This is a genomic window from Bacillus sp. SRL337, from assembly GCF_984799155.1.
The window spans coordinates 397838-423714 of sequence record NZ_OZ481793.1 but is presented as its reverse complement, the minus strand read 5'-3'; the positions used below and the strand labels follow the sequence as shown (position 1 = coordinate 423714).

Here is a 25877-nt window from a genome sequence, read left to right as displayed (position 1 = left end):
GCTGCACCTAAGCAGGAGCAGCACTATTTTTCAAAAATCCCGTCGTCCGGAAACTAAAGGAACTTCTGCTCAACCCTTCCTTTTCCATCTGCAGTTTCCACCACTGCATAAGCTCCGTTGATGAATGTCACCTGCGGAGGCATATGGCCGCAGTCAATATCGTAAATGACCGGTACACCCAATTCGTCTGCCACGTCTTGATAGACATCTTCCACAGCATAGTTTCCGACTGATTCATTGGCAGCACTGCGCCCGAACAAGATTCCAGAACAGTTTTCAAACCATCCGGCATATTTCATTTGAACAAGCGACCTGCGCAGGTCTGTCACATTCATTTCGCAGTTTTCGAGATACCAGATTACGGGCTCTCCTGGTATATGCTTTTCACGGAAGACCGCTACATTCCCGTATTCAGTTCCGACGAGATGGCGGAGGATATCCATGCAGCCGCCGAGAAGGCGCCCCTCCATCTTTACGGGCGTGCCACCCGCTGTTTTCCACTTCGTCTCTTCTGTCAGGTGGAACACACAAGGCGAGGGATCGCCATGCACCCATTCTTTCTGGTATTGAGGAGAAGAAAATTGGATGATGGTACCGCCCGGTTCTGTTGATAGGACCTCCTGCCACTTTGCTGTTGTTTCGTCCCAATACTCGCCCCTTAAATCGACAAAATTGGTTCCGTGGGCAGTGGCAATTCCTGTTTTCAGTGTGATGGCCAGCATGAGCGCACTTGTATCGGAATATCCTAAGAGCCATTTATTGTTTGTAGAAGAAAAGTCGATATCCTGCAGGATTTCAATCAGCAATTCGCCTCCCCAAGGCGGGATGATGATATCGATTTCTTCATTTCTCATCATTTCATTGAATTCTTCAGCGCGGTTTCTGCTTGGAGCAGACTTGGCTTTGTCCTGAGTCCAGGCTGTATCACCCGTCACGACTTTGAATCCCCTTGAACTCATCCGTTCGATGGCAAGCCTGAACATGTCATGCAGCACTGCCGGCACTCCGGAAGATGGGGCAGTGACCCCAATAGCTGCCTCTTTTTTTAAGATCGGATAGCGTATCATGTTTATCAGTCCTCACTTTTGTCTTGATGAATAATTCGAGATTGCTGTCCGGATTCCTTCTTTAAAATAGGCTGTTTTCGCATATATTGTTGCTTCCGAAAAAAACCCAAAAGCCGGATTTTTCCCTGCATACTGCGTTTTTCGCTCTGAACGAAGAGAGAAGTCCTTTTCTCTCTTGCTAAACAGGGGGTTTTCCGAATCATTTCTCCACTATCCTTCGGAATTATTATCAGAAAAGAGCCTTAAAATATAATCAAGCCATGGATGGCCTTTCGGGAACTGTTTTAGCAGGGAAGCCGCAAGCCAGTCTTTTTCAGCAGCTTTCAAATACGGGAGAAACATTTGAAGATCCCGGTAATCCTTCTTCCGGACGTGTGAAGATCCACCCTTATAGAGCAGTTGAATTTCCGGACGTAAATAGGGGATCCCCTGCTCATTCTTCAGGAGAATATTTCTGCTTTTGATTGTTTTTTCCCGCCGGTATATCCATTCACTGCCTGCAAACTCCAAAACCAGTATTTGAAATTGAAAAGAAGATCCTGGGCTCCGACTGCCCCAGATGTTATGGATCTCATCCGGCGAATCTCCTTCCTCCCATAATTCCAGCCTTCCACCGCCTGCCTTGTAAAGCAGCCAGTCTTTTGAAAGATACTGGAACAGGATTGTTGTGCCACCACCACATCTATGTCGGCATGGTCTCTGGTTTGCTTTCCGATATGCAGGTCAAGCGCCCAGCCGCCGGCAATTGCCCAGCAAATAGGGCTGCCGTTTCTAATACAGGGAGGGGATCCCAGTTATCATAGTCATTTCCCAAGTGATTGCCGCCTTTCTGACAGGATGGGCAGCAGTCAACTCACTCCGCTCTCCAAGAACGTGATCCTGCCCCTATCTGCGTCCAATTCTGCTTCAATCCCGATTGGAAAGACATGTGATGGAAATGTGTGCCCTATATCTACATTTGTCAGGATTGGCATCTCCCGATCACCCAGGACTTCAAGCAGCAATTCTTCGAAGCTGAATGGAGCGTTGAGATCATCAAAGTGTTCATGCTTCCCGACGATTAATCCAGCTGCTGAATCAAGGATTCCTGCTATTTTCAGCATGCTAAGCGATCGTTCCTGAACAGCCATATCTTTAAAGGAATCTTCTATAAAAAGAATCGCATCCTTGATAGGCGGAAAGTAGTCAGAAGCCAAAATTCCCGACATGGTGTTAAGATTTCCGCCAACCAGCTTCCCTCGCACAATCCCTTTCTTGAGTGTGTTCCACCCGGAATTCTGGATCATTTTCTTTGCTCTGTCCTGAGCTCGCCAATCGATCATTTCTTCCGTCCATTCTGAAGGGACTTCCAAGGTATAAGGCAATGCCTGCTGATCCATAACCGTATTCTCAAAGTACTCTCTGCCAGTTGGAAGCATTTCTGGAAATTCCCCGAACGAAGGCACAACCGCCGGCCCATAAAAGGTAGTCATTTCCGTCTTGGCATAGATACCCAGCAAAAGCGCTGTGACATCGCTGTAACCCATGAAGATTTTCGGGTGTTTTCTCAATCCCTCAAAGTCGATATACGGCAGCAAGGAGTTGGAATTAGTCCCTCCAATGGTGCTGATGATGGCTTTAACGTCTTTGTTGCGGATGAATTCATTTATTTCTTCTGCTCTTTGTTTGATCGGGGCTGAACGGTATCCTTGAGATGAAGTTGAACATTTTCCTTCTAAAATGGTAAACCCCATGCTCCTTAATTGGGTAAGGCCTCTTTCATACCTCTCCTTAAATAAAACAGGGGCGGGAGTAGAAGGTGTTACGATGCCAATGGTATCCCCTCTCTTTAATCTCTCGGGTTTCATCATTTCCGCAAATCCTGGACCAACGCCACCTGATAAGGGAACAGCTCAGCTGTCATGATTCCTTCTTTTACTGCAGGGTCGCCATTCATCAATGACAACGCTTCTTCTTCTGATTCCGCTTCGAAAATGACGATACCGAAAGTGTCGGCGTCCAGCCCTTTCGTTTTCCCTGCGAGTATCAATTTCCTGTCATCCTGCATTTTCTGCAGATAGGAAAAGTGCCTTCCCACGACTGCATTTTCTTTGTCTGTCCAGTTCTTATCATTTGTTAGTTTTTCTACTAACGTTAATTTGTATAGAAATTGTTCTCTTTCCATCTAGTATTTCTCCTTCGTTTTGATAGTAAAATTCGCCAGGTTTTAACTCTTCTTTCTATCACCCTACCATATATTTCACCTTATTGTCTGATTTTTTTGCCATTTGTCATCTGCACACGATAACATGAATTCGACAATATTCGTCCTCAAAGTCATATAATGGAATCATAAAGTCGAAATGCTTTTCCCAATTTTAACTAAATCTATGTTACGATAGAGATAATCAAAAAATATCTAGGGCCCTTTCGACTTCTCTTGGCATCCCTATTTACGGGAAGGAGCATTTAGAAATGGAGAAAATCAGTGTTTTCCTAGATGACATTCGCGAGGCACCTGATGGGTATGTCCTAGCAGAAACTATGGATGAATGTTTAAATCTATTGAAAAACTTTGAAATTGAACATCTTTCTTTAGACCACGATCTATTGAACAATACGAGAAACGGCACAATGCTCGTGGAAATTATGGTCAGTGAAAAACTGTTCGCTAACCGCATTACGATACATTCAGCAAACTCTGTCCGCGGCAAAGGTATGTACAAATCGTTGAAACAAGCACAAGATGATTTAATTATGCCCGCCGCCATCAGAGTATCCCTTCGCCCTCTGCCTTTATATTTCTATCCGCCTGGATTTTTGAAGCATTATAAGAACACCATCTAACCACATCTCTTACACACTCACTCACATCCCTGGAATCTAATACAATTACTGTTTATATATATTTTGATGACCGAGAACGCTCTTCAAGGGCAGTCATTTTTGGGTGCCCTTTTCTAAAACGTTTTTACTTTAACGCATTAACGCACCGGGGGACAGTCCCCCGCACGGGTGTTGATTAGCTATATTTTTCCAGATGATTGAAACAGACTTCCCCTTCTTCCCAACCGTGATTTGATTGCGCAACTTACCTCTACAGGTAGGGTGCGTGCCAGGTAACGGCGAGTAAATTCAATGAAAGTGTAATCATACAAGATGGCCCACTCTTCTTTTGTATCATTATAAATACTGCGTAATATAAAATAACTGATAAGAGTGCCAAATACTTGGCTATAAACAGCGTTGGGGGAAAATCCAAACAGGTTGGAAAGGTCCAGATTTCCTTTTACCCAACGGAAAAATAACTCGATTTGCCAACGAAGCTTATAGATATAAGCAATGTCTTCTGGAGACATCATCATAAGGTTCGTCGCCACTCTTATTTGGTTCCCCTCGTTGTCCGTGAATGTAACTAGTCTGAAGCGATCCTCTGTCTTTCGGGAACCTTTTCCAATAAAGGCTGTCATGTCTTTTTTAATACGGCCTTCAGTTTCAAGTGATACACTGTGTTCCTTCTCTTCCGAGAGGGAGAAGAACTTAGCCACTCTAATGACAAAGTACTGTTCACGGTCATGTAAACACTGAAAGTCACTTGTTCTTGCATATCCTCTGTCAGCGGTGATGATGGAGAGTGGCTCTGGATCTTCATAGAGTTTGGGTGCCACCATGACATCGTGATGCCGTCCAGTTGTCTGGACTACTTGAGTAGGCTGACCTTCCTCCACATCGTATTTTGTATGAAGACGAATAGCGTGGCGGGTACGGGTGTAACCCGCCCAACACATGTCTGGGTGTTGGAAAGTGATCGTGGTGGAGTCAACGGCAAATAGCTTATAGGGTTTAAATAGGGCGCGACGGACTCTTCGTCCTAAGCGCTTAACGATACGGGAGAATAATTCTTGTAGAATTTGATAAGGAACTCTTTGGGCTTTTTTGGCGAGGGTAGAATGATCAACGGAAGGTAAACTTTCTTCCTTTGGCAATTTGGTCTCGGCATCTCGAAATCCTTCCCATTTTTTCGCAGAAGAAATAACAAAAAAATGTATCAAATCGTGGGCAGATAACTTCCTAGCTTTGTCTTCATAGCCCCATTTCTCACAAAGATTTGCCACTTCTTCATCCGTAATAATGGTTTGAAGGATTTCAGAAAGTTTGTTAAAGTTAGTCAATGAAACCACTCCCTTTTTGTGTTGTTAGCGGTAACAATCATTTTAAAAGAGAGTGGTTTTTTTTGTCTAATGAAACCGTTTATTTTACATATTATGGTTAATCAACACCCGTGCAGTCCCCCGGTGCGTTAATGCGTTAAAGTTTGGAAGGATCATCCATGTTTTAACCGGCTGATGTTGTGTTATATACCTTCTAGAATGAGAAAAAGGTGGGGTATTGGATGGATGAGAGTTCTCTGGTTAATTTCATTTTGATGGGCTGTGTCGCCATTGGCGTCCTGCTGACATTGAAATCACGCCGCTTTTGGCTCCCCTATGTACATATTGTCATGACCATCTGGGTATTGGCCGGTGGTTTCGGCTACTCCCTTTTGTTCAATAATGAAGCAACAATCGGTTATTTATTCGTCTTTGTCATCGGACAGATCTTTTGGGCATTTTTGTTTGTGTTCATTGCCCAAATCCTTTCTTGGATGGTCCGTTCTCTGCCGTTCCGCCACAAGCAGGAAATCGGCTGGATGTTCCTCATTGGATTCCCTGTTACGTTTTCACTGACGATATTATAGAAGCTCACGGCAAGCTGTCAATCTACCATGGTTGGCGGCTTTTTAATATCCCCGGAAAGCCTTCTCCTCAAAAACCATCTCCTCATCTCCTAAAATATTGAAACCACTTCCCCGTCCCATCCGTAAATATATAAGAAGGAGTGATCCTAATGGATACCATTATAAACCTCGGTATTATCGTTTTAGTTTTGGCCGGTGGACTTTTCCTTTTCAATATGTTGATGGGATACAAAAAAGGGAACATCATCCTTGACCTGGATGAGCGCTATATTGAGTACAGTGACTATATCCAGGCCATCAAGAAGGAACTGGAGAGTAAAGGATATAAGGTGAAATATGAAGGCAATGGGACATTTACCATTGACGGAAAGAGATATCTTTTTATGGAGAGAAACGTCAGTATGGGCGGCGCCCCTCTGCAAAGAACCATTTTAAAGCCAGAAAAAAAATAACCTCCTCAGCCGCAGCTGGGAGGTTATTTTCTTGGTTTAGGCTGTTGCTGGTTTCTTCTCTGCGTCATCTTTACCCTTTATAAAAATTTGAAGAGCAAGCATGATGGCAAAGAGAATTAATCCAAAGATATCTGTCATCCCCTCAGGGTAGATCAGCATGAGACCGGCTGCCAAACAAAGGACACGCTCGATCACTTTCACTTTGCGGAACCAGTAACCGATCATAGCTGCACCGATTGCCATCATACCGGTGATGGCCGTAAATATGACCCATAGCAGATACGGAATGGTTGTATCAATCATCAACAGCTCCGGTGACAGCACAAACATATACGGAATGATGAAGGCTGCAATCGCCAGTTTGGCAGAATTGAAACCGGTCCGTATCGGTTCTCCCCCTGATACACCCGCAGCAGCAAAAGCAGCAAGGGCAACAGGCGGAGTGATATCCGCGATGATACCGAAATAGAATACGAACAAGTGAGCAGATAGATCAGGTGCTCCAAGTAAAATGATCGCTGGAGCCGCAATGGTTGAGGTAATAACATAGTTTGCTGTTGTCGGTGAACCCATTCCCAGGATGATGGACGCCACCATCGTGAAGAACAGGGTCAATAACAATGTCCCTTGAGTAGAGCTGCTTAACCCTGCCGCAAGATCGACAAGTCCATTAGCCATCTTCAAGCCAAGCCCTGTTTTGGTTACAACCCCAACAATGATACCCGCCGCTGCAGTAGCCGCTGCAACAGAAAGGGCTGTTCTTGCCCCATCGACGAGAGCGTCAACCGCATCCTTGAAGTTGATGCGTGTATCTTTCCGGATGGCACTGATCGCGATTGTCGCCACGATTGACCACAATGCAGCACGCATTACACTCATTCCTGTAAACAATAATACGATGACAACCAAAATCGGAAGCAACAGATAGATCTTCTTAAAAACTTCTTTTCTATTAGGCATCTCCTCATCGGATAACCCTCTTAAACCGATTCTCTTCGCTTCAAAGTGAGTCATGATCCAAATCCCGGCAAAATATAACAGCGCCGGTATGGCAGCAGCTTTGGCAATTTCCCAGTATGTGACCCCTCCGATGAACTCAACCATCAGGAAGGCTGCGGCACCCATGATTGGGGGCATTAACTGCCCGCCTGTTGATGCAGCCGCTTCTACTCCCCCTGCGAACTCTTTCCGATAGCCAAGTTTTTTCATCATCGGGATCGTGAATGAACCCGAAGTGACAACGTTTGCCACCGAACTACCACTGATGGTTCCCTGAAGGGCACTGGAGAATATGGCTACCTTAGCTGGTCCCCCTGTTCTTTTACCGGCAATCGATACGGCCAGATCATTGAAATACTGCCCTACGCCGGTCTTGACCAGGAATGCCCCAAACAACAGGAACAGGAAAATGAAGGTCGCTGATACATATAACGGTGTCCCCAGAATCCCTTCACTTGTGAAGAACATCGTCCTGACGATGGCATCGATGTCATATCCACGGTGCGAAAGGAAGCCAGGCATGACCCTTCCATAGTACATATAGAGCAGGAACGCTCCCGCAATAACCGTAATCGGCAGCCCTACCGCACGTCTTGTAGCTTCCAGTACCAGAAGTACGGCAATGATTCCGACAGTAAAATCAGCTGTCGTCATAATACCGATCCTGTTAACGATTTCATCTTGCATAATCGGCCAGTAACTCCCTACCACGATCGAGAGCAGAGCGAGAATAATATCGTACCAGGCCACTTTATCCTTTCGTGACCTTTTTTTACTCGCTGGAAATAGTAGAAAGATTAGCGATAATGCAAACCCTAAGTGAATGGATAGAAGTAATTGCCTTGGAATGAATTGAAAAATTGAGGCTGTCAGCTGGAAAAGGGAAAATGCCAGCAAGCCAAAGAATACGATCCATTTAACAATTCCCGAACTGAACTTTCTAGTGGAAGAATCGGGATCATATTTTTCCAACAGCTCTTGCTGTTCTTCAGCTGTCAGTGATTCGAAGTGTTTTGTATTATTACTCACCTGAGAATCACTCCTTTCCAAAATTGAAATAATGATTGGTTTTGTACACTCATCCGTATCAGTGTTCCTTTTTCAAAATAGTCAGCAAGCGGATATACTTTTTCATTGTATATGAACCGATGATTTGCCGCTACTTGTCCGATAGAAATATCGATATAAGGAAAAACACGGTTCATGTTGGAGATTTCATATTTGCCGTCTTGTGTTCTGCTGAAAACCTCTTCCCCCGTGGCACCGCCCGGCATTCCGATCGCTGTATCCTCGTAAATCAATGTTGTCTGGACAATATTGGATTCAGCGTCCGGTTTGTATATCTCGAGAACATCAGAAAGATGGATGGAATGCGTATAAAGGATGGAGAACTCGCTCTCTTCTCCTGATGGCAGAGGAGCCAGAACATCTTGTGTGTCGTGTTTGAGAGACTCCAGGACGATGCATTCTTTGAATGGAATGAAGGGAAGCAGGCACAAGACCCCTGCTGTGATGATCGCAGCTGTTTTTTTCGCTATCATATGCCTTCACACTCTTTTCACCGTCTTCTAAAGAAGAATTTTCTTCCAACATTCGTCCGTCATAATAAAAGAATAGACCGATCAGATCGGCCTATTCCATATTGCCTGAAAAAAGAGTATTAGTCTTGAGAAATTCCTTTTTCTTCGAAATATTTAGCAGCTCCAGGATGAAGTTCAATACCCATTCCTTGAAGTGCATTCTCAGCACTGATCAGTTCGCCTTTTGCATGGCTGATTTTGTCTGTATTTTCAAAGATTGCTTTTGTTATCTCATAGACTGTGTCTTCGGAAATGTCAGAGCGCGTAACAAGCATTGCACGTACAGCTACTGTTTCAATATCACTGTCAAGATTGCTGTAGGTACCGCCAGGAATTGTATCCTTTGCATAGTAAGGGTACTTTTCGATCAGTTCATCCGCTTTTTCAGCACTTACAGGAACGATATTAACATCCTGGGTTGCTGCAAGCCCCTCTACCGCACCAGTTGGTGTACCGGAAGTGATGAACGCTGCATCGATTGTTCCATCCTGGATGCCTGTAGTGGAATCATCGAAGGAAAGATTGCGTGCACTCAGGTCATCGACAGACAGCCCATGGACCTCAAGGATCTGCTCAGCATTCAGTAATGTACCAGATCCTGCTTCACCGACAGAAACGACTTTACCTTTCAAGTCTTCAACAGACTCGATACCGGAGTCTTTCGTTGTGACAATTTGAATCGTTTCCGGATACAGTGTACCGATACCTTGAGCGTTTTCTACTTTGTTATCGGAGAACATTTGTGTTCCTTCAGTCGCATAAGATGCGATATCTGTTTGTGTGAAGGCAACTTCAATATCACCGGATTTAATGCTTGCCATATTTTCGGCGGAAGCACCTGATGTTGATGCTGATGATTCTATTCCTGTTTCATCCTGGATGATCTTTGCAAAAGTTCCGCCAAGCGGGTAGTATGTACCACCAGTACCACCTGTTGCAATTCCGATGAAGTCTACTTCTGTCTCGCCATCTTCACCAGAACCGCCGCCGCTTCCACCGCCGCAGGCTGCTAAAAGCATAGCCACAGCAAGAAGAATCACAGCACTGAATGATAATTTTCTCTTTTTCATGTCATTCACCCCTATAAATTTTTATTAACAAAGATAGTTTAACATAATTTGTAATAATATTGTAAATAATTTAACTTTTCCACTATTAATGGATATTGGTATTTATGCAAAAAGAATAGCGCGTGCCATAATACTGTAGCTGCAGACAGCTCCGGCATTCCCTGCCAGTCCTGTATATGATACATATGTATATCCCTATTGACTTATGAATATTATTACATAATTCGCAAACAGCAAGCTTTGCCTACTCTATTCTATCAAACCTTTGCTAATTTTAAAAATTATTACTGCAGAATAGATGGAGCGACCCCAAAGCAACCCTTGTTTTCCTTTTTATTCAACATGGAAAGGACCCGGGAGCCCCCGGGCCTTTCTTTACTATTTACTCTCTTGGGAAACCATCATCCGGACGGTTTGGCTGATTATCTATTGTTCCATCTTCATTCATGGAAGTAGTCCAGTCATCCTTTTGGCTTTCCTGAGCCTTTTCCTTATCGACAGAGATATCGGAAAGATTAGTTTCCATCTTGCTCAGATAGGTGGATGCAAACTCCCTGCCTCCAAGGCCGAAGGAGAGACCAAAGGCCAGTGCCAATCCGCCAAGGACGAGGATGAACGCCGAATTAACGATTGATTGGGCAATGCCAAGCTGATCAAGCGCCATGAAAAATGCCATGATGATGATCGCATATTTTGCGATTGTCGCCAACACATTTTTGTTGTTTCCATTCAGAATGCTTGATAGCACCTTTTTGGTGATATTTCCAAGGTAGAGTCCGACAGCCAGAATTACAATGGCTGCAATAACGCTTGGGATATAGGCAAATACACCAGTCGCCAGCGTTACCAGGAAGTCAAGACCGACGATTTGCAATGCTTCCACTATAAATAGCAAGGAAACAATGAATTGAACGATATATCCAAGAATTTTTGTAATCGTAAATGAATCCGTGGATTCACCAGGTTTCCAGCTTCCTACTTTCATATTGCTCATTACAGAGTTGATGCCCAGCTTATTCAGGAAGCTTGCAGTCCATTTCCCTGCCATCCGGCCAGCCCATAGACCTGCAAGGATTAAGACAATGGCTACAGCAATATTCGGCAGCATCGTGAGGACATCATTCAACATATCGATGGCCGGTGCTGAGATTCCTTCAATATCAAGCTTTTCCAATGCCGCGATGACAGTCGGTATCAAAACAAGGATGAAAGCGATATTCCCAACAATGGATGATAAAGACGTTCCATTCAGTGTCTTTGATAATCCAATGCGTTCGCCCAGTCTTTCAAGTCCGACAGCATGAAGGAAGTTCGTCACGATTGTACGGACCAGTTTCGCAACAAAGTAGCCGACAAGGACAATCAGTGCAGCTGCAAGTAATTTCGGAATGAATGCCAGCATGCTGTTCAGCATGTCTGCAAACGGTTCAGAAACACCCGTGATATCCAATGCAGAAAGGGCAGCAGGCAGGAACAGCAGCAGAACCAGGTAGAACAGGACTTTAGCGGTCTTATTGATGCCTTCGTGAGCATCCTTCTCTGTATCCGCCAGATTCCATTTCACCAGCAGGTGATCAATATTAGCTGCATTTCCAAGTTTACGAACTCCATATCTGACCAGCACCGCAAGCGCATAGGCGAACAGCAGGATCAGGGCTGCTTTCAGGATGTTGTCAACCGCACCGAAAATGGAATTCATCAGATTCACTAATGGTTCAGCGATCAAATTCAGATTCAAGATGTTAAGTACAATGATGAAGACAATCAGAAGTAAAATCCAATAGACGATTTTGCTAATGATTTTTTCAGATGAATATTTTTTATTAGGGATGTGGGAAAATAGCTTGTCATCCAGGCCGGATTTATTCAGCAGTTTGTAAACCGCCTTTTCAACCCCTTTAGCGACAAGCCATCCAATAAGAAGAACGACTAATGCAAGAATAAAATCAGGGATCTTCCCTAAAAATCCCTCAAAATTATACCAATTCATATTGTTCATTTCTTCAACTCCTTTATCTTTTTCTACCCTCCTTTTCCCAACGGGTTTACTCACTAAACAAAAAGATGTTCCAGTGATATGGAAATAACCAACTCCAAGTGCAAACGACAAGCCGGCAAAAATGCTGTTATCGATCGACCCCCATGATGCTTTGGTGCCGGGACTGGCCGGGACCTTCAAGCAGAGCGGGATCATAAAGCCCTGAATTTTATAGATTCCCCAAAGAAACAAGGGTCTTTTAGGGGAATATCCCGGGTGCGGATTTTCCACTTGGATACAGAGCTTTACTATCTGAATGGAAGAGCCTCTCTTGCTTTTTGATATTTGACGGTGACATAAGGCGGCGATATACTTCGCCATTCAAGAACAACGTTTACGAAAAGAGCCAAAAAAAGTCCCGCACTGCACGGGACTTTGGGTTTCCTTCATTATTCCAACCGCTCATTGACTAGTTCAAACTCCGGGATGATGTCAGATAAAGGGACTGCCTTCCCTTCTTCCAGATATAATGGGATATACTCTTTTAAGACACTGACCATCTTATTACCCGTTACTCCGACGTGCCCGATTGCAATGATTTCTTTTTCTGTTTTCAATCGTCTCATGATATGGTCCGCTTGTTTCGATATATGCTGTGTTGTATAGACATGATCGAAGAACAATTCATTTTCCAAGTATGGGACACCTAATTCTTTTGCCAGTTCCGGCACGACACTCTTAGGGGTTGTCCGGCTGTCGAGGTAGTACAGACCCCGTTCCCGGCAGACTGTCAAAACGACTCTCATCACCCGTTCATCCGCCGTAGCTTTGGATCCCATGTGATGGTTCATCCCGACAGCGAATGGAACTGAATCAATGGCACTTTCAACCCTTTTTCTGATTTCTGCATTGCTCAGGTCCGTCGTAATCGCTCCCGGACCAAGCCAGCTTTGCTTACCCCTGACAGGCTCCATCGGCATATGGACAATCACTTCATGGCCATACTTGTGTGCCAATTCAGCATCTTTCTGTGTCGTTTCCATTAGGGGCATTACTGCAACTGTTAAAGGGATGGGAAGCTCCAGCATTTCTTTTGTTCCCTTCATATTATTTCCGAAATCGTCAATGACAATGGATAAGGAGTTCGTCTTCAATGATGACGGTACTGCGACCTTTGCAGAAACAGGTCCTGAAGTCAACAAGATGGCAAGCAGACTGATTACAATGATTTTTTTCATGATCTCGTCCTTTTTTAGCTTAGTATGGCAATAAACAGGGGATTTATGATGACATTTATTGCCTGGAAAAAGAAACTGTAAATAGAAAAAAAGACGCTGAAGGGATTCACCGTCTTTTCAAAAAAATTCATTATTTTTCAGGCAGCCGGTTTGATGCACCGAAGGTCCTCCTGCTGCTACCCTGCCAGGATTCTGGCCTATTTATCAGCTTTATCCTGCTCACGTATTTGATCAAGCGGGACAAATACTTCAAGGTGGCGGTAAAGATTCTCAAACTCCACCGGAAGCAGGCCGCCGAATTCTCCATCGATATTCAGCTGCACTTTGTCTTTGGAGTAGACTTTGATTCTATTGGCTTGCGTGTAGATGACATTAGGGTCTTTGATATGGTCGCCCCTAACGGCAAGACTCGCAATCCGGATGAACTCGGCAAGATTTGTCTTCTTCAAGATCAGCAATGAGAACATTCCGTCGTTGATGGAAGCATCCGGAGCCAGTTTTTCAAAGCCGCCTACGGAATTGGTAAGGCCGATGAGGAATAACATCGCTTCCCCTTCAAATAGCTTTCCGTCATATTCTATCGATAGATCGGTCGCTTTGATGGAAGGGAGCATCTCCATGCCCTTCAAGTAATATGCCAGCTGTCCCAGCACGGTTTTCAGCTTGCTTGGCACCTCATACGTCAATTCCGTGATCCGTCCGCCGCCAGCAATATTGATAAAATAGCGTTCCCCATTCATGCGGCCGATATCAACCGGTATGGTGTCTCCCTTGATGATGACATCCACAGCCGCCCCGATATCTCTCGGAATATGAAGGGCACGAGCAAAGTCATTCGTTGTGCCCATAGGGACGATTCCAAGGCGCGGGCGGTATTCCTGTTCTGCAAGCCCGTTGACGACTTCATTCAGCGTTCCGTCGCCCCCCGCTGCCACTACAAGGTCATATTTACGTTCAACCGCTGTCCGGGCTGCTACTGTTGCATCTCCTTCGCAAACGGTCGCATGGCAGGAGGTTTCATATCCTGCCTGCTCCAATTTAATCAATACTTCAGCCAGATGCTTTTTGAATAGCTCGCGCCCTGAAGTCGGATTATAAATGATTCTTGCTCTTTTCATTCCCCATCATCCTATCTCGATATTTCAAAAGCTTTATCAGCTTGCCAATTATTTCCACTATTTCAATAGCTATACTACTACCCTTGAGGCGGTGATACAAACCGTCCTCGATTCACTAGAATCCATTCGCTTATAAGCTAACTGCTCTACCGAAAATATCATACCTCTTTTTCACCAAAAAAGCGAATGGTCTTCATACCGATTTCTTTTCTAACATACCCCTTCTTTCATTTGAATAAAATGTCATATGCCATAAGTTCTAAAGGAGGTAGTATAATGAAGTTCCTTGTTCTTCTGCACGTGCTTTCAGCGATAATCGGGGTTGGCCCGACTTTCTTTGCTCATATCCTCGTGAGGAAAAACCAGACTGCCGAGCAGCTCAGACACTCCCTTAAGATGGCGGGGCAGCTCGAAAAGTTCCCGAAAATCGGCGGGACCATCGCGGTCGTTACCGGCCTTATCCTTTTCTTCATGGGGGAATATGGTGCTTTCACCCAGGTCTGGCTTCTCGGTTCCTTGATTCTTTATGTCCTTATTCAAATCATCGTAATCGGCTTTGTCACTCCCCAAAGCAACAAACTGAAGGAGTGGCTGGATTCTCCGGATAACACCTCTGTTACCGGAGAACTGCCGCAGGAAGCCCGAGGCTGGCTGAATAGGATGAATAGCTATTTCTATTTCGCCTCTGTACTTGGCGCCACCCTGTTTATATTCATGATTCTTAAACCGTGAAAGAAGTGTGCGCTTTACCCCTTTAAAGCACTGGGGGACAGTCCCCTGTTACGCTAAAGTAACAGGGGACTGTCCCCCACCCTATTAACGCGTTAACACACTGCCGCTTTTCCTGCCCGCTGTCGAATGTTAGAATCTGCAAAGTGATTTTAGATATTTCCGGGGAAATTTGTCTTTTAATGTCTAAATCGATAGTGAAACTTGGACCATTATTCATCCGTATCATTTACCAGAAAAAACACCAGGAAGCTGCTGCCGGCTTCCTGGTGCCCCTGTGACCTATCTGCTCTCCAACACAGAAAGCCCATACGTATTGCTGACGACGAGGTCATAGGTTCCATCGCCGATGATGTAGTTCCCGCTTTTCACCGTTTCCTCTACATAACCTTCCTCATCATATTCAGGCTCGTCAGCCTTATCGAGCTTCCAATTCTCGTTTTCTGTTATATCCGTAATATTTTGAGCCTGGAGGTTGATGTCACTTCCTTGCGACAACATGACATTTACTTCGGACCCCTCATTCACTGACCAATTGCTCAACAGCTTTCTCGGTTTCATTGTAATGGAGGAACTTTCCCCTGAAACTTCAAGCCCTACACTCGTCGGCACGACCAAAGTAGCATTCAGCACACTGTAGCTGTCGAATGGAGCAGCAGCAGCCGGGAGTCCTTTGAGCGTAATATACAGGCTGTCTCCCTTTACTTCAGAATGGAGATAATCCTCTACTGATTTCAATTTATTTTTTTCTTCCAGAAAGGTAGAACGATAGGTTCCGAATAGACTGACTTCATCCCCGGTCCCTCCTTCAATGATCAAATCATGGCTGCCTGTATCGACCACAACCCTTTTGATGTCTTTATTGATACTTTGGTTGAAAGCCGGTATTTCCATTGTAGCTTCTTCAGCAGTCAGCCAGCTTTCCACTGCTCCCATCACACCAGTTGCTTGCAAAATGGTCAAACCGATTCCAGCCGTGCCAATTACTGCTACAAAAAAGATGCTTAATAGATCATATTTCACTCTGGCGTTCTCCTGCTTGGTGAAGAATAAATAGAACAGCATTTCACCACCCAGGATCACCAAAATGGACGGCCACCACCCTGTCATGACATAGGCGGCGTCCCACTCAAAAATTTGTGTCAGGAGAAGCATGACGCCCAAGATCATTAACGCTGCCCCCATTGATATCGATCCTACTCTCCATACTCTCATTGTGAAGCCCCCCGTTTCTTCTTGCTTCCTGTTAACAACTTGATTCCGCCTCCTATTAACAGAATGCAGACGATCGCGGTCTGCACATAGCGTTCAAACCAGAAGTACGCATCCACATTCACATAATCATAAATGATCGGCTGAAGGACAGGCAGAGCAATATTTGTCAGCAAGTAATAAACCCCGAGAGCTACGAGTCCGACCCCAACCCATTTCTGGTGATTCACAAGATAGGAGATGACCGGCACATCCTCGACCGGTTCCCTGCCATAACGGGATGCTTTCTGGAGACCATCAAAAAAGCTGTAAAACCAGATGATCGGCACAAGGAAAAGGAAAATCCCCAGCCGCATCACATCCATAATGTAAATGGAGAAGAGGAAGGCTGCCATCAATTGAATCCCTCTGCGTTGATACCCCAAGTACAAATGGCCCGCTCCCGGAAAAATCGAGAGCATCGTAGCAAGCGATTTCGACTTTTTCCCATCTTCCCTGCGGTTCTCGAACTCTTCCAGAATCGATTGGTCGACAAGTGTCTCCCCGCGCTGTTTCTTCGCGAGCTGCTGCATGCTGTCAAAGAAGCTGTAGACCCATAGAACAGGAAGAAATGCCAAGAAGACAAGAAATTCCCCGCGTGATGAAAGGACTGTCACGAAGATGACCATGACGGCCATGCCCAGGAAGGCTGCCAGCAATGTCACTCCTCTGTTCATCAATCCGAGCTGAAAATGTCCCAGTCCAGGCACTAGTGATAGGATGATGGTGAAAAACCGCTCCGATTCAGGTGTGCTTTCTTTTTCAACTTCACCATCAGCCGTTGTCCGTTTATACAGCTTGGAAGCCGTAATGGCTGTATCGATCAGGTTTACGAAATAGATAAGCAACCCCCCTATAAAGAATACAAATTCAATTCCCGACACTGAATAATAAGAGAATGCCAGAAAAATGGTCAATACGGCTGCTCCTATGACACTCCCTGCATAAAACAATCCCCGGAGCACCTTGCCTAGATAAATCAAGCCGCCTCCCGGAAAAAATGCCAATAAAAAGGCTATTAGCGGATTTTTTTTCATCAGTTTCCTTCCTCCCTAGTTTGATTTTCTACATTCTCAATCAAATTTGTTGTTTTGTTCATCAATTCAGTTGTAAAAGATGGGTGCGAGGAACGTTCAAACTCCTCTGTAAATCCAATAAGCTGCTGAAAAATACCCGTGTACATCAGCAGAATGGTCATTGCGGCAGCTACAACATAATGAAAAGCCGCTTTTTGATAAAATTTCTGTTTTTTACTGATCAAAGGATTGTCCTGTTCCTTATAGTGCTGAACCTGACCTATAATACTCTCGGCAAATCCGGCTTCATCTGAAAGGTCCGGGAAGGAAGTTCCGCCGGCCTCCAGGGCGGCTAAATAGATCTCCATACATCCATCACAAGAGTATAAGTGCTCTTCATACTGGTCACGGGCTTGTTCTTCAAGTCCCCCCTCGACATATTTCAGCCATTCTCCATAAGTGACATGCTTCATCGAAAATCTTCCTCCTTCCAGTGTTTTTTCATCCAGAGTCTGGCCCTGTACAGCTTGGTTTCTATGGTTTTCACTTCCACCTGCTGTTCTTCTGCCATTTTCTTATACGTCTTCTCCTCTATGTAATAATCATAGATGACCCTGCGATGGCTTTCCGGCAATTCTCCAAGTCTTCTCCTGACCAGAAGCCGCAGCTGCTTCTCCTCAAATTTGGCTTCTACGGATTGGAGATCCTCCCATTCGATGCCCATTTTGCCGGCTTCCATCGGATTCCCAGCCATTTCTTCATGTCTGCGGTCAGCCTTTCTTTTGCAATCTATCGCATGGTTCACTGCAATCCTCGTGATCCACGTCTTTAACCCCTGGTTTTCATATTGGGAGAGAGAAGTATAGATTTTGACAAACACTTCCTGCGACGCATCCTCTGCATCTTTTTGGTTGCGAAGAATACCATAGATCGTCCGGAACACATGGTGTTTGTATTTTTCAATGAGAACCCGGAATGCATGGTCACTTCCGTTTTTTACCTTTTCGACAAGCGCTTGCTCCAATACTCTCTCCCCCCTTTCAATCGGCTTCATACTAATAGACGAACAAACGCGGGCTTTCCCCTACACTTTTTTTAATATTTTTTTCCGGTTAGCCTTGAGGATGGGTAATAAGGTCACTATCAGGTCCTGTTTAAGCATTTTTTGAGGGCTACATTCTCAACATTGCTCTTTTGATCTTCCTTTAGCGGCCCCTCGGCGGATGATCATCCTGCAAATATTTAATAGAACCCTGATAAGTGCCTTTATTGGACTTTCGTTTCAAAGGGTTTGTTGTGGACGATGATTCATGGATCTTACGTCCTATACCTCATCTCTAAAGGACATTGATCAGAAATGCCTTTGTTACCGTTCTATTTCCAAAAAATAAAAACCTGCCAAGGGTGACTTCCTTTGACAGGTTTAGGTGAAAATTTTTATATTGCGTTTTTCCAGGAAGTCGATACTTTCCTGAATCGATTGTTTATCAAAATGATAGATCTCATTTACGGTGTTGATCCATTTATCCATATCCCGCATTTGATATTCACGGATATTACGGTAGGTCATGGCTTTAATCGTCCCGTTGCGCAGGAAATAGCAGGTGTTGCCGTGAAAGCGGACAGCTGTGATCCTTCTCATCACCACGTTTTCTTCACTATCCTGGTAGGAAGCATCGATGTCACGATCAAGTTCCCCTTCTTCAAGCGGCAGCCAGACAATCTCTTTTTTCACAAACGATTTCCCGTTTGCTTTGCGGTCGATCTCATACAGTGCCTGGTCCTTTTGAGTGAAGGTGATTTCCTCGCCGAAACCGTGAAGGACATGCTTCCTTCGTGCTTCGAGTTCTACCGGTTTCATGATCGGCGAGCCATATCCGACATCGGCATATAGTTTCTTCCCATCAATATCCACCATGATTCCCAAGTGTCCCGGTGTCACCCGGACAAAATGAATGTCAAAGCCGAGTTCACGCAAAAGACGGCCGAAGTTGATATTCAGGGTATAACAGGTTCCGCCCCAGCCGCGGTTCGTGAGATTATGTACAAATTGTCCCAGGCTGGGGACCAGCTCATTATTTCGGTTGAAATAATGAAATTTGCTGAACGTTTCATAGGGGATCCGGATCAGATGATGCTGGATAAGCCGCTGCAGGTAGTTGATGCTCGGCCGCTCAATGGTCAGATTTAAATACGAAAGATATTGCTCTTTAGTTTCTTCCACATTATCACTCTTTCATTATCCTTGTGATGTACCACAAGGGGGTTACACCCTTTTATTTCCCTCTATACCCCGGGTTCAATCCTGGGATGTCCTGTCTCCCTTTTTTTCATGCTATTTTACCATGTAATTTTTTAAGATTCATTGCTTATGCTTTAAGTTCTTGATGCAGGGCCTAATTTCCTTTATTTGTTTTACCATCAGGCGCTTCTTCTGTAAAAAAAGAAAAAACGGCCATACGGCGGCCGCTTAATTATATGAGTATTGTTATTGATTCATACGCTCGAAGTTTGTCTCTAGTGTCTTTTTCATATCTGAGGTGAAGCCGTCTCTCATCTGCTGGCGTTCACTGCGGAAATAGTCTACCACTTCTTCGTCAAACTCGATTTCAATCAGTTCACGGAGATCCCATATTCTGAGGGCCGCCATGATGGAAATCAGGTGGGCGACCGTCAATGATTTCTTTTTAAAGTTTACGAGCTCATTGATCGTCGCTACACGAAGGCCGGTCAAGCGGTGCAGGTCACCTTGTGTCATTCCGCGTTCCTTCAGAATTTTCCCCAGCTTGATATTAACCTTGTGGGGAAACTTATCGAGGGTTTCAATAACAATGGTGTTTGTCTTTTGATGGATCATGCTGTTACCCCCTAACAGTCTACTCTACTAGAATACCGCGATTTCCGTAATTCGTGAAGAGGGAAACAGTTCCATTTGCACATCGCACTTTAACCCTTTAAAGCAGCGGGGGACAGTCCTCCACTGCTTTAAAGCGTTGCCTCACAAAAGGGGACAGTCCCTCTTAGTGCTTCACCGCGTTACTGCGCGAAGAAGGGCTGTCCCTTAAGGAACAGCCCTTCTTACCTTTTACATATGAACCTGGTTCATGAGGGTGGTTTTGATGCTTTGGAAGACCTCGTGCCAGATGGCTTCGTTCGCTTTATATTGCGCTGTCAACCGGCCGATCATTTCTTTCTGGGCGTCCGGGAATGATTCATGGTCGCGAGGCGGCAGTTTCGCTTTCTCTTCATCGACCAGCTGCTGGACCACAGGCGCCCGCGGACCCCAAACCGCTTCTTCATTAAACTCGCTGTCCAGGAAGATGAAAATCGGAATTGCACGTGATGTACCGTTTGTTAAATATTGATCCATCAATTCCAGGTTTTCGTCGCGATTTAACGTACGCACATCCATATTGGCTGCTTCCGCCATTTTTAGTAAGATCGGCAGGTTTACCATTGCATCACCACACCAATCCTCGGTCAGCACTATGACCTTCAAGTTTTGGGAAGCAAGCTGCTTCAGGTTCCCCTTTTCACTTTCCGGTACGGAAAAATGTTCATAAACCTTCCTGAGATTCTCTTGATGGGTTTCCATTGAATCTATATACTTCTGGGGCATCTGCCCTTTTTCAAACCAATCTTTAAGTTCCATCGTTTTCCTCCTCGTGACTATCCTGCTGTGTTCACTTACTTAGCTTATTTCTCTTTTGCCTTTTTAACAAGAATTTATACTAAATTATAAAGTATTGTTTGTAAAAAATATGCCTGGAAGCATATAATTGAAAAAAGAATGATCTACATAGACATGGCCTCACCATAGAATGTGAAAGATGATACGCACAAAAAAAGAGACTGCTGCAGCGGCAGCCTTCCTGTTATTAACATTTTTGAGAGCTTTCAACAATATTCTTGAACTTTGCATAATAATACTTCAGCTCGGTTACACTATCTGCCTCCTTTATTTTTTCCAAATAGGTCTCTGCTTTGGAATATTGCTCCGGGGGCAACTTAACTGTTGTTTTCTTCTCTTTCTTGGACTTCGCCAACAGGTTTCACCTCGTTATTATTCTTTGAAGGTCCTCCTATAGAAGAGGTCGTCTCGAGCTGATATTTTGAAAGCTCTTGCATGTATTCCCATTTTGTTCTTTCCAGGTTTTGCTCGATTTTTCTCGTGATTACCGAACTTCCACCAATGCCAGATAATAAACTGATATAAATCACATACCAGACGGGTACAGTTTCCACGACAGGCAACACGGATAAATAACCGGCCAACACCCCAATAATGATATCCTTTGAGGATCCAAAGACATAGTGCTTCTCTCCATCTTCATCAACGAAAAAACGGGGAAATGTAAAGCGGCCACCTTTGAAAACTAAAATATGTCCTAAGCCACCAATACCTCCCATTAACATCGGTAACAGTATCAATTCAATTAAGGACATTACATCCACCCTCTGGAATGATTTACTAATAGTATACATTATTTACAGAATTTTCTGAATAGAGAATTGGACGCAATTTTGTCCCGTACCGAGGAGTGTGCCCTATGCGTAAAATTGTGCTGAAAGTCTCGTCACTCGACAAGCTTCGATTTCAAAATTACCTTGTCTTGATGCAAAAGGCGGAGAGCAAAGCAGAAGCGGACATGTATTTCCGCCTAGCCAAAAAAATCATCCACAACAATTGGATAAAAAAATTTTAGAACACCACCCTATAACTTTGGTACAGCATAAACAATGCTCCTCCAATTAAGGCAAACATGAGGAGTAAAAGCAGGTGCCTGAAACGATAGGCCAAAGGATGCTTATATTCACTTGGGTCTTTCCATTTGTCCATCTCTTTTGGAAAATGCCAGATCAGCAGGATCACACCCGGTATCGCCCCAATTACTATGAAACCAATAAACAGCAGCTGATTAAAGACTTCCATCCGATCAGCATCCCAGAAGGACGCGAGGATCTCCCTTATCGAGACAAAAAACAAAAGGATCAGGATGACGTTTCCTGTAAAATGGTCCGTAAGCGTTTTCCCTTCTTTGATACCCTTGATGATGAAAAACGGGATAAGAAACAGCAGCAGTACGGCAAACAGCATATAAGCCAGCACTTCCCCCTTCATCTCTTATCCACCTTCGACAACCCCGCTTCTGCAGAATTCATTATTTTTAATCTTCCTTTCAGACCGATGCCAGCCGCAATTCCCCTGTCATCTCTTCCAGCTTCCTGATAATCGCCCTTTCATAATCCCCCAGTAGCGCAATTGTTTCGGCTGCATGCTCTGAGAGTTCCTCATGATAGCCGATCATGATGGCATGGCATGCATGCTGAAACAGCGAAATATCATTTGCATCATTTCCAAATGCAATGTATTCAGACTCACCGATTCCCATTGCTTTCAATGCGCTCCACTTATCAATATTTCTTGGCGAAATGTCAATCACTCTTTCATTACGGTGCTTATGGAGGGTGACATCCAATTCCGAAAGTTCTTCGTCCATTTTTTCAAAATCAGCGGCTGTCAGGATCAACACTTTCATCACCGCATACAAACTTTCAAGCGAAACGGAATTCGCGAGGTTTGCCTGGTCGAGGCTGGCCAGTATCGGATGGTTTGAAGGCCCCGTGTAACAATAATCCCAGTCGCCATCCATCAAAAAGGTGGCTTCATATTTTTCAATCAATCCAGTAATCTGCTGTACCTGCTCTGTTTGAAATGCCTGCGAATATACCAGATCTCCATCACGATAAATCATGGAGCCGTTCCCGCCAATCAGCATGTGCGTATGAAACCGGGGATGCAGAACCGGCAGCATGTCGCGGATCGGCCTTGCCGACGCAAAAATGACCTCATGCCCATCTTCCGTTAGCCTTTCCAATGCATCCATGAGGGGCTCCGTCACCGGCTGGCCTTTAAAACAAATCGTCCCATCCAAATCAAACACGAATTTCATTGCGTAATCTCCTTTGTGCAGTTATTATCTGTAAGTATTCTGAGCTTTTCCTGGTAAGGCTTCAGGATCTCCAGGATTTCCGGTTTACTGCTTTTTTCAAACTGATAATTCCACTGGTACATCTTCTTCAGCATGCTCCATGTTTGTTTGTAATTTCCTTTTTCAAACCCAAGCTTTTGGACAGTGAACCGTTTAAGGATTCGCCAGTTCCTTACCGCAATCGGCGTATCAAGAAAAAGGATGAGATCAGCCTCCTGAAAGCCCCTCGTTGTCCAGGTATGATGGACCCCTTCGATAATCCAATTGTCCTGATTGATGATTGCAAAAAACGTTTCGTCCCTGACTTCCGGTGTGTTTCGGATATCCCCGTTTTCATGCCTATGCCAGACAACATTGTCCAATTCATAAACAGGGGTGTCCATTTGGGCGGACAGCCTTCTTCCCAGCGTCGACTTTCCGCTTCCAACCGAGCCGATGATATGTATTTTCATTGCTTCTCCTGTTTCTTCACGTCACAATTTTTAAACTAAATCCTTCTTTCTCTTCTACTTCGTCTTCACTGTCATTAATTCCTGCTTTATATTTATGTTAACCATTTATGTTTAATAGGTTGACACAAAACGCTCTTTTACTATATTCTATTTTCAGAAAACCAAATAGGAGGATACATACTATGAAACTTAAAGCAATTGATATCACCATGGCCGCCATGTTTGCCGCTCTGATGGCTATCGGTGCCAACCTGACTTCCATGCTGGTCATCGGCGGCGTTCCCATCACACTGCAAACGTTCTTCTGTGTACTTGCCGGCTTGATCCTCGGCAGCAGGCTCGGAGCCATTTCGATGACCGTATATGCACTGGTCGGGCTGGTCGGTGCCCCTGTGTTTTCGGGATTCTCTGGAGGACCTGGAGTTCTATTAAAACCTACTTTCGGTTTCATTCTCTCTTATATTCTAGTAGCTTACCTTGTGGGAAAAATGGCAGAAGCAAAATCTGCTAAAAAGACCTATATCCTGGCTGCACTGGTCGGTATGGCTGTAAACTATATTCTCGGTACAAACTGGATGTATGCCGCCTACATCTTCTGGGCCGGGGCACCTGAAGGATTTTCCTACGGCATGGCTTGGGCTTGGATGCTCGCACCGCTTCCAAAAGACATTATCTTATCTGCATTTGCCGGGGCAGTTGCTCCTCGTTTCATGGCAGCCATCCGGAAGAGTCCCAGTACAGTGAAGAGAAAAGCGGCATAACCATTGATCCGGGAGTTATTTACCGGGTCTTTTTATCAAGAAAAGGAGTGGGAATTCATGGTAAAATGGAAGCCTGCAGCACTTTACTGCTCTAAAGTACTGGGGGACAGTCCCCGGGTATATTAAAGTGGTAACGCGTTACCTTATTAAAAGGCGGTTTTCGCATTAAGGGTTGCTTTCGGAAAAATTCCAAGATCCAGATTCCCCCCTCTATTCCATGAATTTCCCCACGATAACCAGAGAGCAGCTCTTTTCTTTCCTGCTTACAGGGAGTTATCCGGAGAAAGAAAGACCCAAATAGTATTTGACATTCATATTAAATAGCAACGAAGGTTACGAAAAGAACCTATTAAAAAAACACTTGGATGAAGATCACGGCTACTACATCCAAGCGTTTTTTTATTCAGCAAGTGTCAGCTGCCAAGAGACACCATATTTGTCGTTGATCCATCCAAACTTCTTGCTGAATCCATAGTCTCCAAGAGGCATCAGGGCCGCTCCCCCATCTAAGAGCTTATTGTACAGCAGGTTTATTTCTTCTTCTGAATCGCATTCCAGAAATAAAGAAAACGAAGGTGTAAAGCCGAATTCATGCTGGATATTACTGTCTATGCACATGATCTCCTGTCCATTCAAATGAAATACAGCCTGCATTACACTACCCTCATCCCCCGGTTCGCCCGGCCCATAACGGGTGATGCTTTTTATTTCTGACCCCTTTATCAAGGATGTGTAGTACTCCATCGCTTCTTCTGCATTCCCTTGAAACATTAAAAACGGTGTCACCTTTGGCAATATATCCAACTCCTTCTCTATTTTTCCAGTCGGCGTTCATACCGAATGTACGAATACAGTCTGTAGCCAACCGGTATCAAAGCTAATATTGAGAGCCACCTCATCGGACCTTCTGTAAAAACGGCCCAAATAATGGCAATAATCATTGAAAACACGGTAAATGCCGACCCTGAAAAGCCATTGATAGGTTCATTGCTTATGAACAATGTCCTTGCACCCTTAATGCTGGTTCCATAACAGCTCTCATGAAAAGGGGCAACTTCAAACATTATGGCAGCAGTAATCAAATCATCCCGTACCTTAATCTGCTTCTGGCAGAAGTCACAGTAAATTTCTTTGGACATTACATGTTCACCTCTGTTGGCTGGTTAAAATAGCGCATAGACGTTATCTGCCCCTCATGTATCACTATTCGATGAACAGGATGAGGATTCCTGCTTATGCGCTTCACCGCTTCACCGCAGCCGGGGACTGTCCCCCACCGCGGTGAAGCGGTGAAGTGCATTTTGCGCAGGGAGTCTATCAACGAGTTTTGATAATCTATCGACGACCTTGACCGTTCTATCGACGACTTCAGTCCCTCTATCAACTACTTTTCCCGTTCTATTGATTATTCGGCAAAAACCGGGGAGTGACTGGCACGACCCGAATCCGACTGCAT

30 protein-coding genes are annotated in these 25877 nt (G+C 44.6%); 6 read left to right on the top strand and 24 right to left on the bottom strand.

Annotated elements, in window-relative coordinates:
- Nucleotides 1–53: 53 nt before the first annotated feature.
- The 4 genes from AC4E8A_RS02140 to AC4E8A_RS02125 all read right to left on the bottom strand — a co-directional run bounded on the left by AC4E8A_RS02140 (nt 54) and on the right by AC4E8A_RS02125 (nt 3231).
- On the bottom strand, nt 54–1067 hold the full coding sequence (locus AC4E8A_RS02140) for a S66 family peptidase (protein WP_490196532.1): 1014 nt from the start codon (nt 1065–1067) through the stop codon (nt 54–56).
- A 440-nt stretch (nt 1068–1507) separates the two neighbouring features.
- Complete coding sequence (locus tag AC4E8A_RS02135) at nt 1508–1642, bottom strand: hypothetical protein (protein ID WP_490196531.1); 135 nt, start codon at nt 1640–1642, stop codon at nt 1508–1510.
- A gap of 273 nt (nt 1643–1915) precedes the next feature.
- Nucleotides 1916–2917, bottom strand: coding sequence for a S66 family peptidase (locus AC4E8A_RS02130; protein WP_490196529.1), 1002 nt, complete (start codon nt 2915–2917; stop codon nt 1916–1918).
- Entirely contained in the window at nt 2914–3231 is a 318-nt protein-coding gene (locus tag AC4E8A_RS02125; RefSeq protein WP_490196528.1) for a YciI family protein, read from the bottom strand. The genes AC4E8A_RS02130 and AC4E8A_RS02125 overlap by 4 nt, the downstream gene beginning before the upstream one ends.
- Nucleotides 3232–3521: 290 nt before the next feature.
- Here AC4E8A_RS02125 and AC4E8A_RS02120 point away from each other — a divergent pair, with 290 nt between their 5' ends.
- Nucleotides 3522–3893, top strand: a complete 372-nt coding sequence (locus tag AC4E8A_RS02120) for a cyclic-phosphate processing receiver domain-containing protein (RefSeq protein ID WP_490196526.1) — start codon at nt 3522–3524, stop codon at nt 3891–3893.
- A gap of 179 nt (nt 3894–4072) precedes the next feature.
- Here the strand turns inward: AC4E8A_RS02120 and AC4E8A_RS02115 are convergent, their stop codons facing one another.
- A complete protein-coding gene (locus AC4E8A_RS02115) occupies nt 4073–5227 on the bottom strand; it encodes an IS4 family transposase (protein WP_490195540.1) in 1155 nt (384 codons plus the stop codon).
- 212 nt (nt 5228–5439) lie between these two features.
- Here AC4E8A_RS02115 and AC4E8A_RS02110 point away from each other — a divergent pair, with 212 nt between their 5' ends.
- Both AC4E8A_RS02110 and AC4E8A_RS02105 read left to right on the top strand, forming a co-directional pair.
- On the top strand, nt 5440–5784 hold the full coding sequence (locus AC4E8A_RS02110) for a hypothetical protein (RefSeq protein ID WP_490196525.1): 345 nt from the start codon (nt 5440–5442) through the stop codon (nt 5782–5784).
- Between the two features lie 149 nt (nt 5785–5933).
- Nucleotides 5934–6236, top strand: a complete 303-nt coding sequence (locus tag AC4E8A_RS02105; protein WP_490196524.1) for a hypothetical protein — start codon at nt 5934–5936, stop codon at nt 6234–6236.
- 36 nt (nt 6237–6272) lie between these two features.
- On the opposite strand, the gene AC4E8A_RS02100 is transcribed toward AC4E8A_RS02105, so the two are convergent.
- The 6 genes from AC4E8A_RS02100 to AC4E8A_RS02075 form a co-directional block, all read right to left on the bottom strand.
- Nucleotides 6273–8264: a TRAP transporter permease gene (locus tag AC4E8A_RS02100; protein ID WP_490196523.1), complete on the bottom strand. Its 1992-nt coding sequence runs from the start codon at nt 8262–8264 to the stop codon at nt 6273–6275.
- Nucleotides 8261–8776: a DUF1850 domain-containing protein gene (locus AC4E8A_RS02095; RefSeq protein WP_490196522.1), complete on the bottom strand. Its 516-nt coding sequence runs from the start codon at nt 8774–8776 to the stop codon at nt 8261–8263. The genes AC4E8A_RS02100 and AC4E8A_RS02095 overlap by 4 nt, the downstream gene beginning before the upstream one ends.
- A gap of 119 nt (nt 8777–8895) precedes the next feature.
- Nucleotides 8896–9885, bottom strand: coding sequence for a TAXI family TRAP transporter solute-binding subunit (locus AC4E8A_RS02090; RefSeq protein WP_490196521.1), 990 nt, complete (start codon nt 9883–9885; stop codon nt 8896–8898).
- Nucleotides 9886–10267: 382 nt separating this feature from the next.
- Nucleotides 10268–11884, bottom strand: a complete 1617-nt coding sequence (locus AC4E8A_RS02085; RefSeq protein WP_490196520.1) for a mechanosensitive ion channel — start codon at nt 11882–11884, stop codon at nt 10268–10270.
- A gap of 428 nt (nt 11885–12312) precedes the next feature.
- Nucleotides 12313–13101 (bottom strand): divergent polysaccharide deacetylase family protein, encoded by a 789-nt coding sequence (locus AC4E8A_RS02080; protein ID WP_490196519.1) that lies wholly within the window; start codon nt 13099–13101, stop codon nt 12313–12315.
- A gap of 197 nt (nt 13102–13298) precedes the next feature.
- The gene (locus AC4E8A_RS02075) at nt 13299–14219 is read right to left on the bottom strand and encodes a diacylglycerol kinase (RefSeq protein WP_490196518.1); all 921 of its coding nucleotides are present in this window, start codon (nt 14217–14219) and stop codon (nt 13299–13301) included.
- 276 nt (nt 14220–14495) lie between these two features.
- Here AC4E8A_RS02075 and AC4E8A_RS02070 point away from each other — a divergent pair, with 276 nt between their 5' ends.
- Nucleotides 14496–14951: a DUF2269 family protein gene (locus AC4E8A_RS02070; RefSeq protein ID WP_490196517.1), complete on the top strand. Its 456-nt coding sequence runs from the start codon at nt 14496–14498 to the stop codon at nt 14949–14951.
- 279 nt (nt 14952–15230) lie between these two features.
- Here the strand turns inward: AC4E8A_RS02070 and AC4E8A_RS02065 are convergent, their stop codons facing one another.
- From AC4E8A_RS02065 to AC4E8A_RS02030, 8 genes are all read right to left on the bottom strand, one after another.
- Nucleotides 15231–16163: a hypothetical protein gene (locus AC4E8A_RS02065; protein WP_490196516.1), complete on the bottom strand. Its 933-nt coding sequence runs from the start codon at nt 16161–16163 to the stop codon at nt 15231–15233.
- Entirely contained in the window at nt 16160–17236 is a 1077-nt protein-coding gene (locus AC4E8A_RS02060; protein WP_490196515.1) for a hypothetical protein, read from the bottom strand. Before AC4E8A_RS02060 ends, AC4E8A_RS02065 begins: the two co-directional genes overlap by 4 nt.
- Nucleotides 17236–17688, bottom strand: coding sequence for a hypothetical protein (locus AC4E8A_RS02055; protein WP_490196514.1), 453 nt, complete (start codon nt 17686–17688; stop codon nt 17236–17238). The genes AC4E8A_RS02060 and AC4E8A_RS02055 overlap by 1 nt, the downstream gene beginning before the upstream one ends.
- Complete coding sequence (locus AC4E8A_RS02050) at nt 17685–18239, bottom strand: RNA polymerase sigma factor (RefSeq protein WP_490196512.1); 555 nt, start codon at nt 18237–18239, stop codon at nt 17685–17687. The genes AC4E8A_RS02055 and AC4E8A_RS02050 overlap by 4 nt, the downstream gene beginning before the upstream one ends.
- A gap of 399 nt (nt 18240–18638) precedes the next feature.
- Complete coding sequence (locus tag AC4E8A_RS02045; RefSeq protein WP_490196511.1) at nt 18639–19439, bottom strand: arylamine N-acetyltransferase; 801 nt, start codon at nt 19437–19439, stop codon at nt 18639–18641.
- Nucleotides 19440–19703: 264 nt separating this feature from the next.
- A complete protein-coding gene (locus AC4E8A_RS02040; protein WP_490196510.1) occupies nt 19704–20072 on the bottom strand; it encodes a helix-turn-helix domain-containing protein in 369 nt (122 codons plus the stop codon).
- A 228-nt stretch (nt 20073–20300) separates the two neighbouring features.
- A complete protein-coding gene (locus AC4E8A_RS02035; RefSeq protein WP_490196509.1) occupies nt 20301–20867 on the bottom strand; it encodes a thioredoxin family protein in 567 nt (188 codons plus the stop codon).
- 356 nt (nt 20868–21223) lie between these two features.
- Nucleotides 21224–21661 (bottom strand): DUF4257 domain-containing protein, encoded by a 438-nt coding sequence (locus AC4E8A_RS02030; protein WP_490196508.1) that lies wholly within the window; start codon nt 21659–21661, stop codon nt 21224–21226.
- Between the two features lie 104 nt (nt 21662–21765).
- Between AC4E8A_RS02030 and AC4E8A_RS02025 the strand changes: the two genes are divergently transcribed.
- Complete coding sequence (locus AC4E8A_RS02025) at nt 21766–21921, top strand: hypothetical protein (protein WP_490196506.1); 156 nt, start codon at nt 21766–21768, stop codon at nt 21919–21921.
- Here AC4E8A_RS02025 and AC4E8A_RS02020 read toward each other — a convergent pair.
- Genes AC4E8A_RS02020 through AC4E8A_RS02010 form a run of 3 tightly spaced genes read right to left on the bottom strand, consistent with a single transcriptional unit; the run spans nt 21918 to nt 23660 of the window.
- Nucleotides 21918–22337 (bottom strand): hypothetical protein, encoded by a 420-nt coding sequence (locus AC4E8A_RS02020; protein ID WP_490196504.1) that lies wholly within the window; start codon nt 22335–22337, stop codon nt 21918–21920. The genes AC4E8A_RS02025 and AC4E8A_RS02020 overlap by 4 nt on opposite strands.
- A gap of 58 nt (nt 22338–22395) precedes the next feature.
- Nucleotides 22396–23169: an HAD-IIB family hydrolase gene (locus AC4E8A_RS02015; RefSeq protein ID WP_490196503.1), complete on the bottom strand. Its 774-nt coding sequence runs from the start codon at nt 23167–23169 to the stop codon at nt 22396–22398.
- Nucleotides 23166–23660 (bottom strand): P-loop NTPase family protein, encoded by a 495-nt coding sequence (locus AC4E8A_RS02010; protein WP_490196502.1) that lies wholly within the window; start codon nt 23658–23660, stop codon nt 23166–23168. The genes AC4E8A_RS02015 and AC4E8A_RS02010 overlap by 4 nt, the downstream gene beginning before the upstream one ends.
- 182 nt (nt 23661–23842) lie before the next feature.
- Here AC4E8A_RS02010 and AC4E8A_RS02005 point away from each other — a divergent pair, with 182 nt between their 5' ends.
- The gene (locus AC4E8A_RS02005; protein ID WP_490196501.1) at nt 23843–24421 is read left to right on the top strand and encodes a biotin transporter BioY; all 579 of its coding nucleotides are present in this window, start codon (nt 23843–23845) and stop codon (nt 24419–24421) included.
- Between the two features lie 399 nt (nt 24422–24820).
- Here AC4E8A_RS02005 and AC4E8A_RS02000 read toward each other — a convergent pair whose 3' ends face one another.
- Both AC4E8A_RS02000 and AC4E8A_RS01995 read right to left on the bottom strand, forming a co-directional pair.
- The gene (locus AC4E8A_RS02000) at nt 24821–25216 is read right to left on the bottom strand and encodes a VOC family protein (RefSeq protein WP_490196500.1); all 396 of its coding nucleotides are present in this window, start codon (nt 25214–25216) and stop codon (nt 24821–24823) included.
- 17 nt (nt 25217–25233) lie between these two features.
- Entirely contained in the window at nt 25234–25560 is a 327-nt protein-coding gene (locus tag AC4E8A_RS01995) for a hypothetical protein (protein ID WP_490196499.1), read from the bottom strand.
- Nucleotides 25561–25877: the final 317 nt, after the last annotated feature.